Genomic DNA, 12,637 nt, shown 5'->3' on the forward strand with positions numbered 1-12,637 from the left:
GTTTTGCCAGGTCAGGCGCTGTGCCGGTCGATCCAGTCGAGCATGGGTCGCGGGTTGCGCTGGAACTCCAGGTAACCGTCCCAGCGGCGGTTGCTGCCTTCGATCCAGTGCAGGTGCTTGTCCTTCGTGGGCATCGCGTCGTACATCGACCGCACGTCGTGCGGGGTGACTAGGCTGTCGTCGCGGACCTGGTAGATCAACGTCGGCACGCTGACCGCGCCGGCCCACGGCACCGGGTCCTGCGCGTCGAACCCGAGGCCGGTCACCAGCTGAATGCGGCGGTCGAGGTCGTCCACACGCACCGCGGGGATGCCCATGAGACCGAGCTGGTGGGTCATGATGACCTTGGTGGTCACCGGCTGGGCGGCCACGAGGGAGTCGATGCCCTCGAACGCGGCCGGGTCCTGGTAGGCGGCCGCGAACGTCGCGTTCGCGCCGAGGCAGCGGCTGAACAGACTGATCCGCATCGAGCCGGTGTCGGTGCGGGTGCGCGCGTAGGTCAGGGAACCGATCACGTCGCGGGCCTCGTAGATGCCGCTGGAGGTGATGCCGCCGTTGGCGGACCCGCTGAAGCCGTGGTTGCGCAGGTCGTAGGTGAGGACGTTGTAGCCCGCGTCGTGCAGGATCTTGTAGTCCGGCATGAAGGGGATCTCGATGTTGTTGCCGCTGGGCGCCCAGATCGAGCACCACGGATCGAGGTGGCTGGGCAGGCCGGTACGGGTGAAGCCCATCGGGTGGTTCGCGATGACGAGCTTGTCGCCGGTGTTCGGGATGAACCAGCCTTCCAGCGGCACCCCGTCGCCGGCGGGGAAGGTCACGTCCTCGTACACCAGCCCGAGGTCGGCGGGGGTACCGATGACCGGAGCGCGCTGGCTGCCGCGGAAGTTGGCGGCGATCGCGTCGAGGATCTTCGACATCTGTTCTTCGTCCACGCGTCCAGCCTCATCAGCGTGACCAGGCCGAACCAGGGGAAGCTGACCCCCCTCTCAGGGCACGTGACGCGTTGAAGCGCCGGTGCTGGTCCCTCATACTGGCCGCGATGGATCTCCCGCAGCTCGGCGCGTTCCTGCGCTCACGTCGCGACCGGGTGCGCCCCGCTGACGTGGGGCTGCCGATGGGTTCCCGCAGGCGGGTCGCAGGCCTGCGCCGGGATGAGGTGGCCCAGCTCGCGCACGTCTCCACCGACTACTACATCGAGATCGAACGCGGAACGGCTCAACCGTCATCGGCTGTTCTCGACGCCTTCGCCGAGGTGCTCAAGATGAGCGAGGACGAGCGCGCTCACGCGTTCACCCTCGCCGGGCGGCACCAGCCGCGCCGCTCGTCCGGGGCGGTCCTGCACCCCGCCATGCGGGATCTTCTCCGCCGTTTCGGGAACGACGTTCCCGCCTATGTCAGCACGGATCTGCAAATCGTTCTCGCGCAGAACGAAGCGGCAGCCGAACTGCACGGCCCGATTCCCGAGTCCTCGGAGCTGACCGACAGCTACGTGTACCGGTGGTTCACTGATCCGGTCGTGCGGGCACAGTTCGATGAAAGCTGCCACGAAGCGGAAGCCGAGGCGCTCATCGCGGACCTGCGGATCGGTGTCGCTCGCCGCGGGCCGGGTGATCCTGACGCCAGAGCCCTGATCGAGGTGCTCACCGCGCACAGCTCCTGGTTCGCACGGCTGTGGGCTCAGCAGGACGTGGCCATCCGCCGGAGTGAGACGAAGAGACTGCGCCATCCAGAGCGCGGTCCGATCGACTACGACTGCTACGCGTTGCTCAGCGAAGACGGGCGGGAACGACTCATCTGGTACGTGCCCGCGAAGGTTTTCGTGGCGGATGCGGCGGACGATGGACGCGTGGGGAAGGCCCCCGACCGCCGGTCATCTCCGCCGACGGTCTGAGCCCGAGTCGTCAGGCTGCCTGGCTGGCATCAGGTGGGGCGGTCCCGGACTGGAGCGATGCCCGCTGGAGAGTTCCAGCCCTCATCGCTCGCGACGGCTGACGTTCACAACGACTCCTCCCTTGAGGAAGGTCGCGCCACCGACCCGGACGTGGTCGCCATGCGCGATGCGGGTCAGCGCGGGGCGGCGATGGCGGTCGTTGCCAGCGGCTTGGCCGACGTGCTCGCGGGCGGCCCGGCGACCTGCCGCAGCGCGGTGCGCCCGGTCACCGGCCGCGAGCCCACCTCAGACGACGTGTGTTTGCTGCCAGTCGACGCAGGTGGGCCGCTGCCCGGTCTCCTGGAACTCCAGGAGCGCTTGCCGCACAAGAGCAATCGGGAGTGCCGCGTCCTGCGGGAACGCCGTTTGCGTCGCCTTGTCGATGTAGAGCGTCGGCGCGTCCTCGATCGGTTCGGCTGTTCGTGTCACCCAGGCACCGCGCTTGGCGATGTCGGACTGCCTCTCCGGCCCTGCGTCCGCCTGGCTGCTGTCTGCGTCAACGACGGCGGCGGGGATGGGACCCGTGTACAGCAGGGCGCCAACCTGCCCGCGAGGCGAAACGTCGAGCTTGAACAGCCGGTCTGGCCGGTTGCGCCGCCCAACCGTCGGAAGCCCCTGACCCGCGATCTGCGCGGGATGAGGCTGCTCGTGACTCAGGAGGTAGGCGAGAAACGCTTCGAGGTCGGGCTCGGTACGAACCGGTTCCGCCTTCGGCCGGTCGCCGTCGTAGTACCAGACTTCCAGCGTGTACGTCACTCTGCGTCCCTTCCGCGAAACACCCGCGAACCTACCGGATCGTGAACGGTCAACTCGCGTCCTGGTGGTAGGACGTCCTCCAGCAGTTCCTCGCATCCCATCGGCCCGCCGCACACGACCCGGTTGATCACCACCTCAACGCGGTGCGCGTCTCCTTCGCGCATGCGCCACGCGAGCTTCATCTCGACGTGCATCGACACAGTGGCGAGCGCTCCGTCCGGAACGGTCACGAGATCTTGCTCGATGAGGAAGGCGTTGATCCGCTCGTGCTCGCCGTCGGGTTCGCTTCCGCTTTGCACCATGTCGGAATGCCCGTCCTGGTCGACGTAGATGCCGCTGGTGATGTAGCTGGGCAGATTCGGGCGCTGCTGCTGCGCCCACGACGGTTCTGGCCCTGCCGCGGGTGAAATCGCAGGAGACGGCGTCGGTGTGATCGCAGGTGCCGCAGCCGGGACAGGACTTCCGTCGCCCATCAGCGCCGCGACGATGCCAGAAATTCCTTTCTGCGCCGCGTTCAACAGACCCAGTAGCTCCGATACTCCTGGCTTGATCCGGGCGAACTGTCCTGCAGTTTGGTCGACCTCAGTCTCCAGCGCGGAGGAGCCCTGCCCCGCCGACTTGATGAGGGCCGCCGCCTCGTCCGCCAGTTCCTCCGCGATGACCAGTGGCGCTAACGCCGCTGCGGCCCGGTCGGCGGCGTTGCGCAGCGCTGCGACAACCTCCTCGAGCGTGGTCACCCCGGCCCCTTCCTGCGGACCTGGGCGATCCTCGCACGCGTTACCGGCAAACAGCGGTACCGCGGACCAGTCAGACGGAGGTGGCCAGCGTCGATCGCTCCGGTCTGCTGTCAGTCACCGCCGCCGGCGTCCATGCGGGCCTGTCGGACAGCACCGCGCCTTCGGCACGCACATCGCTCCCGCCGACGTTCGGTGGCGTCACAGTCAGCTCGAGTTCGGCTGTCCGGCACGGGGCAACTTCGACAACAGACTGGCGCAAGGGGCACGTTCCGTCAGGCTGCCTCCCGACGGAACACGTGCGCACCCCAGGCGATCGCCGCCCCCGCCATTCCCGCCGCCACGAGAAATCCCGCGAGCACGTGTTCCGTCGCGTACTCCCCAACAAACGCGTCACGGACGCCATCGACCACGTACCGCAGCGGCGTCAACCGCGACACGAAGTCGAGCCACGGCGGGGCCAGCGACATCGGCAGCAGGATCCCCGACAGCAGCAACAACGGCACCGTCACGCTGTTCAGCAACGGCGCCAAGGACTCCTCGCTGCGCGTGGCCAGGCCGATCGTGTACGAAAGGCCCGCCAGGCTGGCGGTCAGCAGGGCGATCAACAGCACGCCGAGCACCACACCCGCCAACGGTGCGCGCAGCCCGAACGGCACGGCCACCAAGAGCAGCACGCACGACTGCCCCACGAGCAGCAGCACGTCCCGCAGCACGCGACCGAGCAGCAGGGCGACCCTGCTCACCGGCGTCACCCGCATCCGTTCCACCACACCCGAGCGGACGTCGGCGATCACCGAGAATCCCACGAACGCCGCACCGAACAACGCCAGCTGCACCAGCAGCCCTGGGATGTAGACGCGCCACGAGTCCGCGCCCAGGTCCAGGCCCTGCAGCAGCGGCCCGAAGAAGACCAGGTACACCACGGGCTGCACCAGGCCGACCACCAGCCACAGTGGACTGCGCAGCGACATCGCGAGCTGCCGGCGGAAGACCAGGTAGGTGTCGCGCATGCTTATCCTCCCACCGCGACGCGACCGGGCAGGTCGAGGGAACGACCCGTCACCGCGCGGAAGACGTCGTCCAGCGTCGGTTGGTGCAGTTCCACCGACGAGACCTCGAAACCGGCGTCGTCCAGCACCCGCAACAACGACACCAACGCGCGCGAGCCGTCCGCGACGGTCAGCCGCACGGACGAGCCCGACACCGTCACGGAACGGACCAGGGGGTGTGACTCCAGCAACGAAGCGCCACCGGACACCTCAAGGGTGATCACGTCGCCGCGCAGCTGCCGCTTCAGCGAGGCGGGCGTGCCGGAGGCCACCACCGCGCCGTGGTCCACCACCAGCACGCGGTCGCACAGCGCGTCGGCCTCGTCGAGGTAGTGCGTCGTCAGCACGACGGTGGTGCCGGGCAAAGCCCGCAGGTGCGCCCACAGGTCGTCGCGGCTGGCCGGGTCGAGGCCGAGGCTCGGTTCGTCCAGCAACAGCAGCGCGGGGGAGTGGACCAGGCCCAGCGCGATGTCGAGCTTGCGGCGCTGGCCGCCGGACAGCGTCGCGACCGTCCGACGCTCCAAACCGGACAGACCGAACACCTCGCACAGCTCCGCGCCACGCGAACGCGGCACCCGGTACAGGTCGGCCTGGAACTCCAGCTCCTCCACCACGCGGCAGCGTGGCTCGGTGCCGCCGCTTTGCGCCACGTAACCGATGCGGGAACGCACCAGCGCCGGTTCCGCCAGCAGGTCCGCGCCCGCGACCACGGCGGTGCCGGAGGTGGGGCGCAGCAACGTGGTCAGCATCCGCAGGGTGGTGGTCTTGCCCGCGCCGTTGGGCCCGAGCAGGCCGACCACCTCACCGGCCGCGACGTCGAGGTCCACGCCGCGCACCGCTTCCACGTCGCCGAACGACTTGCGCAGGCCGCGCGCGTGGATCACGGCCGTCACCACCCCACGGCGACGGCGGCGACCAGGTCGCGCTTGTGCGTGATCGACACGCTCACGCCGCTGATCCCGGCCTCCGCCGCCGCACCAGCCGCGGTCGCGGACAGCGTCACGCACGGCGCACCGCCCGCGGCACGGGTGATCGCGATGTCGTGCGGCGCAACGCCCTGGAACAACCCGCGGCCCAGCACCTTGAGCACCGCCTCCTTCGCGGAGAACCGGCCGGCCAGGAACTCGGCCCGCCTGGTGCCGCTCAGGCCGTCGGCGTGCGCGAGCTCGGCCTCGGCGAAGACGAAGTGGCGGAACCACTCGCGCCGCAGCAACGCGTCCAGCTCGTCGAGCGTGGTGAGGTCAACGCCGAGCCTCATCGGTCTCACCCTCCCCGAAGAAGTCGTGCTTGAGCAGCCCCTGGAACGCCGACAGCCGGTGCAGGTTGGACGTGCCCTCCATGAACTCGAACGCCCGCAGGTCGCGGTAGACCTTCTCCAGCCACGGGTGCTCGATCAGCGACGCGGGCCCGAGGAGCTCCGCGGCGAGTCTGGTCACCTGCTCGCCGAGCTGGGCCGCCCGCATCTTCACCACGCCGATCCGGTGCGGGTTCACCACACCGCGGTCGATCTCGCCCGCGACGTCGAGGATCATCCGCCGCACCGCCGCCACGCGGTCGAACACGCCGTCCACCCGCAGCTGGTCGTACCGCGACAGCGGCGGCTTGTGCTCGGTCAGGTAGTCGCACGCCGCCTGGGTCAGGCCCAGCGTCATGGCGGCCAGCCCCGGCCGGAAGCGCAGCAACGCGTGCAGGGCGCCGTAGACACCGCGTCTGCTAGGCGGGCGGTGCCTGCCCAGCACGCGGTTGGCGGGGATGCGCACGTTGTCGAACCGCAGCGCGCTGATCCGGGCGCCGCGCAGGCCGATCATGGGCAGCAGCTCGGCGTGGAACCCGTCCGCGGCCGGATCGACGACCACCGCCTCGATGCCCCACGGTCCCGGTGCGCGGCGGCAGAACACCACGCCGATCTGCGCCCGCGCGCCGTTGCCGACGTAACGCTTTTCACCGTTCAGCAGCCAGTCGTCGCCGTCGGGCGTGAGCGTGGTCTCCAGCTCCAGTGCCGCGGACCCCTTGCCGGGCTCGGTCAGGCCGAAGAACGTCCACACCGGACCGTCGTGCGCACGGCCGAAGAAGTGCTCGCGCTGCTCGTCGTCGCCGAGCTCGCGGACCACGTCGCGGGACAGACCCGCGCCCGGTCCCGCCAGGATCGCGCCGGGGTCGCCGTGGGACAGGGCCTCCAGCACCACGCACAGCGCCGTGCAGGTGGGGTCGAACGGCTCGATCGGCGACGGGCGGCGGAACTCCGGCGGCGTGAACACCTGGTCCAGCACGGCGAACGCGGGCAGGTGCAGGAACTCGGTGATGGCGTCGGGATCGCGGTCGAGCGCCATTCCCACGTCACGCAACGCGGGCGCCACCTCGCGGCAGTGCGCCCGCAACCGCAGCAGCGGAGCGTCCAGCAGGTCGTCACGGCTCAGCAGGGTGGTCATGCGCTCTCCCGGTCCGGGGTCAGGTACACGTTGCCGGTGACCTCGGCGAGGTGCAGGTCGCCGCCGGGGCCGGACACCAGGAAGCTGCTCGCGCCGAGCAGGCTCAGCAACAGCCGTCCGGCGTCGACCAGCCCCTGGTGGGCGCGCCACCTGGCGTGCTGGTCACCGGTGGGCAGCACGGCGTTCTCGCGCACCTCGACCGCCACGTCGGCCAGAGCGGTCTGCACGAGCTGGCGGTCGAGCAGCGGCGAGCCCTGCGACGTGCGGCCGCCCAGGTGCGTCATGGCGTGGTCGATGCCCTGCCGCAGCAGGTCGCGGTGCAGTTCGAGCAGGCCGCCGGCGAACCGGTCCAGCTCCTCGCCGCCCGACGGCGCGCCCCGCCCGACGCCGAGACCGAAGCGGTGCAACGGGTGCTCGGGTGAGCTGATCCTCCGCGAGGAGGCCAGTGCCACCCCGCTGCGCGCGGTCACCAGGGCGTTGCCGTGCAAGCGGTCCAGCTCTGCCGCGTAGGAACTCATGTCGTGCCCTCCTGACTGGCACGGCGCAGCAGCGCCGCGTGACTTCGCCCGGTGCGCGGATCGGTGTCGCACAGGACGAGTGCGTCGTGGGTTCGCGCCCACTCCTCGTGGTGGCGGGCCAGGGCCAGCCACACGCTGGTGCAGTAGGAGCCGCGGGCGACCCGGTGCACCGGGAGGCCGGCAAGCCCGCCTGCCCAGGGACCGGCGACGACCAGCGGCCGGTCTCCCGCGACGGTGGCGGACACCAGTTCCGCCAGGTCGTCCGATGCCGGTGGCACGGCGGCAACCTCCCACGGTCCGCCGTCGGCGAGCACCAGCACGGCGGCGGTGTCGGCCAGCCCGTCCCTGGCCAGCGGCTCGTCGTTGCCGAAGGTGCCCTGCTCGACCACGACGACGGTTCCCACCCGGCACCGGCCGGACCGGTGGTAGGCCGTCGCGACCCGCAACGCCGTGAACGGTGCCCGCAACCCCTGCTCGGAGATCGCGAAGTTCTCCGACCCACCGCCCAGCAGCTTGTCCACGTGGCCGCCGATGGAGCGGAACGGGTAGTGGTCGGGCAGCCCGTGCGCGACGACGACCAGGTCCGGCTCCGGCGGCACCGGCAACAGCTCCAGCGCCTGCCCGGCCAGCTCCTGGAACGTGATCCCCGCACCCCGCGCGAGCCGTTCGGGGTCGAGCTCGACACCGAACGGCGTCATCAGGTCGCGCTGGTACGACACCAGCCACTCGTCGTGCACGTAGGGGTTGCGGTGCGTGGCGACCACCGCGCTCGCCGCGGTCAGGGTCAGCATCACACCGCGACGTCGAGGTTGGCCTCGAGGTAGTCGGCCAGCGTGCCGATCGTCTGGAAGTCGTCCATCTGCAACGTCTCCGGGTCGACCTCGATGCCGGTGTGGTCCTCCAGCGCCATCAGCAGCGTGAGCACCGAGGTCGAGTCCAGGTGCAGGTCCTCGAACAGCCTGGTGTTCTCCGTGGTGTCGGAGTAGTCGCGCTGCATCACCTCGGTGAGCGCGTTCGTGATCGTCTTGAGCACCGTCAACCTGTCCATCGTGGATCTCCTTGTCAGACCGGGATGAGTTGCTGCTTGCCCAGCAGGTCTTCTGCGGTGTCACGGCGCCGCACGAGGTGCGGCGTGCCGTCGAGCACCAGCACCTCGGCGGGGTAGCCGTGGCTCAGGAACAGGCCGGGGGAGGCCGACGGGCCGTACGCGCCGGAGCGCTCGACGCCCAGCAGGTCGCCGGGGCGGACCTCGGGCAGCGCGACCTGCTTGGCCACCACGTCGTTCGGCGTGCACAGCGGCCCGGTGACGTTGTACGGCCGCTCGGCGGGATCCTCGTACCTGGTCAGCGACCGCACCGGGAAGTTGCGCTTGACGAAGCTGCCGACGCCGACGGCCGCCATGTGGTGGTTGGTGCCGCCGTCGGCGATCACGAACCACTCGCCCATGGACTCCTTGACGTAGCGCGCACGCACGACGTACGTGCCGCACCAGCCGACGAGGTAGCGGCCGAGCTCGGTGATCACCCGGCTGCGGTGCCTGCCGAGGAAGTCCGCGACCGCCGCGTTCACGCCGAGCGCGAGCGCCTCGACGTCGAGGTCCTTCTCGTTCTCGAAGTAGGGCACGCCGAACCCGCCGCCGATGTCGACCGTCTCCAGGTCGAACCCGAGCTCGGTGGACAGCTCCTCGGCCGCGGCCAGGATGCCGCGGGTGTTCTCCACGACGTTGCCGGCGTCGAGGATGCGGGTGCCCATGTAGCCGTGCACGCCCATCACCCGCACGTGCCGCAGCGAGCGCAGGAACGACCTCGACCGCAGCAGCACGGCCTGGTCGATGCCGAACTGCCGGGGCTTGCCGCCCATGGACAGGCGTGCCCCCTTGGCGGTGAACGACGGGTTGACCCTCAGCATCACGTCCACGCCGCCGGGCACGTGCAGGTCGTTGAGCAGCTCCACCTCGTCCAGCGACTCGCAGACCACCGCGTGCACGCCCATCTCCACGCACGCCCGCAGCTCGTCGACCGACTTGCCCGGCCCCAGGAAGACGATGTCGCGTGCGGCGGCGCCCGCGCGGTGCGCGGTGATCAGCTCGACCAGCGAGGACACCTCGATGCCCGCGCCGAGCGACCGCAGCACCGCGCACACGCTCACGTTGGGATTGGCCTTGGCGGAGTACAGGATGTCGACCCTGGGATCCAGCAGCTCGCGCAGCGACCGGTACACCTCGCGCAGCACGTCGCCGTCGTAGAGGTACAGCGGTGTGCCGAACCGGGCGGCGAGCTCGCTGATGGGAAGTCCCTGCACGGTGAACTCTGCGGTCATAGCGTCTCCAGTGCGGTAGCTGTCGCGGCGTCCAGCGCCTCCAGCGCGGTCCGGTCGGGGGCGAACGACATGGTGTAGAGCCGTCCGGCGGCAACGGTGCCGAAGCACGTCACCACGACCTGCGGCGGCAGCACCCGGCGGACCTGCTCGAACCCGATGTCGCGCACCGGGTAGTGCTTGGCCAGGCAGGCGTGACCGGGCGGGACCAGCCGCTCGACGACCCCGCCCTGGTAGGTCGACATGTTCAGCCGGGCGTTGATCTCCAGCACCGGGTGCAGCACGTCGTCCGCGCCCAGGATCGCGTCCACGCCCGCCACGCCGTGGAACCCGTCGCGGTGCAGCCGGGCGCCCACCGTCCGTGCCGCGTGCGTGAGCTCGTCGTGCTGTGCCCCGGTGAGGTCGGCGGGCATGATGTGTCCCTTGTGGACACCGTTCTCGGTGAGCGCCTGCTTGACGAAGTCGAACCGCACCGAGCCGTCCCGCGCGACCGTGAGCTGGTAGTTGAGGTCGTACCGCTTCGGCAGCCAGTGCTCGACCACGACGTGCAGCCGGTCGTCGCCGGTGCGCGCCGCGCGGCGGCGCACCAGTTTGCGCAGCCCGTCCACCTTGGCCTGCGAGTCGAGCACGACGAGTCCCTTGCCGGACACGCCGTACGCGTCCTTCACCACGGTCGGCCCGGTCAGGCCGTCGAGAACCGCCTCGAACTCGGCGACCGACTCCACGGTGTGGCCGGGTACCGGCCGCAGCCCGGTGTCCTCCACGAGCCTGCGGCTGTAGATCTTGCTGTTGACCCGTTCGAAGACGTCGGAACCGGGCACGGCCAGTGCGATCCCCGCCGCGTCGGCGAGCTTCTCCTCGTCGGCGGTCGTGCCCATCGGGAGCAGCTGCCTGCCGCGCAACGCCGCCAGCACCGCCGGTGAGCCGATGGCGTTCTCCGTGGTGGAGCTCCCGGCGTCGGCGGGAACGAGGACCTCGGGCAACGCGAACCCGAGCTCCTCGGCGTAGCGGCGGAAGCCGGGGTCGAGCTCGTGCGACGCGATCAGCACGTCGTCCGGCCCGGCCAGCAGCGCACCGAGCTGTTCCATGCGGCGCACGACGTCCGTGGACGCCGAGATGGCGGCGGCGGGCAGCCCGACGTGGTTCGTCGCCCACCGCGCCTCGGCCTCGAAGTTGCACACCAGCGCCAGCGGCGTGGCGGGGGAGCCGGTGAGCGCGGCCTTGATGGCCCGCAGGTAGTCGGAAGTCATCTGCCACCCCTGTGCTCGACCACCATCGCGGCGTAGGTGGCACCGAGACCGACCGACGTGAGCAGGTAGAGCCCGCCGTCGGCCAGCCGGCCCTCGTCGCGCAGCGTGGCGTAGTTGAGGAACGGGTCCGCGCAGCAACAATGGCTGTAGCGCGGGATGTTGCCGAAGTACGCCTTGGACCTGTCGATGCCGATCTCGTCCAGCGTCCGCTGCCACAGCAGCTTGCTCACGTTGTGCGGCACCAGCATCGTGATGTCGTCCAGCCCGACACCGGCCCGGTCGACCGCCTTGCCCACCGCCTCCGCGAGGAAGGCGACGTAGTTGTCGTTGAACTCCTTCACGAGGTCCTCGGCGAGGTACACCCCGTCGGACAGCAGCACCTGCGTCTTCGTGGCGTAGGACCGGACCACGTCGCCGTCGCCGCCCGCGCTCACCAGGCACGCGGTCGACGCCTCACCCAGGATCGTCGTGTTGTTGACGACCCTGAACCGCGCGGTGACGGGCTTTTCGCCGGTGAGCACCAGTGCGCGCACACTCGGATCGTCCTCGGCACGCAGCAGCTCGCCGGCGATGTCGACCGCGGCGAGCCCGCTGGCGCAGTGCTGCTGGGTCACGGCGAACGCCTCCGCCTCCGGCAGCCCGAGCGCCTGCCGGATCACGTCGGCCGCGTCGATCGTCGACGGCGTCACGTCGAGCACGGTGTGCGCGTACAGGACGTACTTGACCACCCCGGGATCCGGCAGCTCCTTGACGACCCGCTCACCCGCGGCGGCGACCAGGGCGAACACGTCGATCGCCGGGTCGTCGCGCACCTGGTCGAACCCGTGGAGGTTGCGGAACATCCGCACCACGTACCTGTTCAGCCCGAGCTGCTCACCCAGCTCCTCGATCGGCACGGACCGATCGGGGGTGAAGGCGGCGATCCGCTCCAGCGTGGTGACCCGACTCGACATGGGGCGCAACGCTAGGGTCGTGGCGCGGCGCCAGCATGAGGGCAGTCCCTACATCTGACCCTTCAAGGGTTTCAGCAGGCAGTCGAACTCGGGCCCGTCCCCGGCGAACGCCGTGCGCGCGACCTGGCACCAGCCCCACCGCAGGTAGGCCGACCGCGCGGGCTCGTTGTCCGGTTGCACGCAGATCAGGCCGCGTTCCTCCGTGCGCCGCGCGAGGAAGTCGTCGTGCAGGGTGCGGGCGATCCCGTTGCCGCGCCACCGCCGCCGCACCATGATCTCCTGGATGAACACGGTCCGGCTGCCGGTCTCCTCCGTCATGAGCGTGGGCAGCCCGGCCTTCAACGGCGTCCACCAGCGGGTCCACCGCGGCAGCGCCCAGCCGTAGAGGTAGCCGGCGAGCTCGTCCCCGTCGAACGCCGCGACCAGCTCGAACCCCGGCTGGCGCAACGCCACGACGAGCCGGTCGCGGAAGCGTTCGTCGGAGAAGTAGTCGATGCCCGCGAAGCGCGGTTCACGGTGCACCTCGCCGTGCACGGCAACAAGGTCATCCAGCAGTTCGCGGGCATCCGGGCGGCGCACGGTCAACACGGTCATGGCGCCGATCGTGTCGCCGCACCCTGCCCCGGGCTACCCGCAATGCCGCGAATGCAGGGTTTCACCCCATGCTGTGCGCCGATCGCGGTGTCTAGCGTGCGCGGA

15 protein-coding genes are annotated in these 12,637 nt (G+C 70.2%); 1 reads left to right on the forward strand and 14 read right to left on the reverse strand.

Features of this window, described 5'->3' with window-relative positions; translation table 11 throughout:
* Positions 1–11: 11 nt before the first annotated feature.
* Entirely contained in the window at positions 12–932 is a 921-nt protein-coding gene (locus ADL03_RS06040; RefSeq protein WP_231641566.1) for an alpha/beta hydrolase, read from the reverse strand.
* A gap of 107 nt (positions 933–1,039) precedes the next feature.
* On the opposite strand from ADL03_RS06040, the gene ADL03_RS06045 reads away from it, so the two are divergent.
* The gene (locus ADL03_RS06045) at positions 1,040–1,891 is read left to right on the forward strand and encodes a helix-turn-helix domain-containing protein (RefSeq protein ID WP_053732361.1); all 852 of its coding nucleotides are present in this window, start codon (positions 1,040–1,042) and stop codon (positions 1,889–1,891) included.
* A 285-nt stretch (positions 1,892–2,176) separates the two neighbouring features.
* Here the strand turns inward: ADL03_RS06045 and ADL03_RS06050 are convergent, their stop codons facing one another.
* The 13 genes from ADL03_RS06050 to ADL03_RS06110 form a co-directional block, all read right to left on the reverse strand.
* On the reverse strand, positions 2,177–2,686 hold the full coding sequence (locus tag ADL03_RS06050; protein ID WP_053732362.1) for an Imm1 family immunity protein: 510 nt from the start codon (positions 2,684–2,686) through the stop codon (positions 2,177–2,179).
* A complete protein-coding gene (locus tag ADL03_RS06055) occupies positions 2,683–3,423 on the reverse strand; it encodes a DddA-like double-stranded DNA deaminase toxin (RefSeq protein ID WP_053732363.1) in 741 nt (246 codons plus the stop codon). The genes ADL03_RS06050 and ADL03_RS06055 overlap by 4 nt, the downstream gene beginning before the upstream one ends.
* 272 nt (positions 3,424–3,695) lie before the next feature.
* Complete coding sequence (locus tag ADL03_RS06060; RefSeq protein WP_197288127.1) at positions 3,696–4,433, reverse strand: ABC transporter permease; 738 nt, start codon at positions 4,431–4,433, stop codon at positions 3,696–3,698.
* 2 nt (positions 4,434–4,435) lie between these two features.
* A complete protein-coding gene (locus ADL03_RS06065; protein WP_053732406.1) occupies positions 4,436–5,356 on the reverse strand; it encodes an ATP-binding cassette domain-containing protein in 921 nt (306 codons plus the stop codon).
* Positions 5,357–5,361: 5 nt separating this feature from the next.
* The gene (locus ADL03_RS06070; protein WP_053732365.1) at positions 5,362–5,730 is read right to left on the reverse strand and encodes a holo-ACP synthase; all 369 of its coding nucleotides are present in this window, start codon (positions 5,728–5,730) and stop codon (positions 5,362–5,364) included.
* Positions 5,714–6,901 carry an acyl-CoA dehydrogenase family protein gene (locus tag ADL03_RS06075; RefSeq protein WP_053732366.1) on the reverse strand — a complete coding sequence of 396 codons (1,188 nt, stop codon included), beginning with the start codon at positions 6,899–6,901 and terminating at the stop codon, positions 5,714–5,716. The genes ADL03_RS06070 and ADL03_RS06075 overlap by 17 nt, the downstream gene beginning before the upstream one ends.
* Positions 6,898–7,419, reverse strand: a complete 522-nt coding sequence (locus ADL03_RS06080; protein WP_053732367.1) for a hypothetical protein — start codon at positions 7,417–7,419, stop codon at positions 6,898–6,900. The genes ADL03_RS06075 and ADL03_RS06080 overlap by 4 nt, the downstream gene beginning before the upstream one ends.
* Positions 7,416–8,210: a hypothetical protein gene (locus ADL03_RS06085; protein WP_063798492.1), complete on the reverse strand. Its 795-nt coding sequence runs from the start codon at positions 8,208–8,210 to the stop codon at positions 7,416–7,418. The genes ADL03_RS06080 and ADL03_RS06085 overlap by 4 nt, the downstream gene beginning before the upstream one ends.
* Positions 8,210–8,467, reverse strand: a complete 258-nt coding sequence (locus tag ADL03_RS06090) for an acyl carrier protein (protein ID WP_053732369.1) — start codon at positions 8,465–8,467, stop codon at positions 8,210–8,212. Before ADL03_RS06090 ends, ADL03_RS06085 begins: the two co-directional genes overlap by 1 nt.
* A 14-nt stretch (positions 8,468–8,481) precedes the next feature.
* Positions 8,482–9,738 (reverse strand): diaminopimelate decarboxylase, encoded by a 1,257-nt coding sequence (locus ADL03_RS06095; RefSeq protein ID WP_053732370.1) that lies wholly within the window; start codon positions 9,736–9,738, stop codon positions 8,482–8,484.
* Positions 9,735–10,985, reverse strand: coding sequence for an ATP-grasp domain-containing protein (locus ADL03_RS06100; protein ID WP_053732371.1), 1,251 nt, complete (start codon positions 10,983–10,985; stop codon positions 9,735–9,737). The genes ADL03_RS06095 and ADL03_RS06100 overlap by 4 nt, the downstream gene beginning before the upstream one ends.
* Positions 10,982–11,938: a 3-oxoacyl-[acyl-carrier-protein] synthase III C-terminal domain-containing protein gene (locus ADL03_RS06105; RefSeq protein WP_053732372.1), complete on the reverse strand. Its 957-nt coding sequence runs from the start codon at positions 11,936–11,938 to the stop codon at positions 10,982–10,984. Before ADL03_RS06105 ends, ADL03_RS06100 begins: the two co-directional genes overlap by 4 nt.
* Before the next feature lie 48 nt (positions 11,939–11,986).
* Positions 11,987–12,532, reverse strand: a complete 546-nt coding sequence (locus tag ADL03_RS06110) for a GNAT family N-acetyltransferase (RefSeq protein ID WP_053732373.1) — start codon at positions 12,530–12,532, stop codon at positions 11,987–11,989.
* Positions 12,533–12,637 lie beyond the last annotated feature (105 nt).

The organism is Nocardia sp. NRRL S-836 (assembly GCF_001279525.1).
Lineage (GTDB): Bacteria > Actinomycetota > Actinomycetes > Mycobacteriales > Pseudonocardiaceae > Lentzea.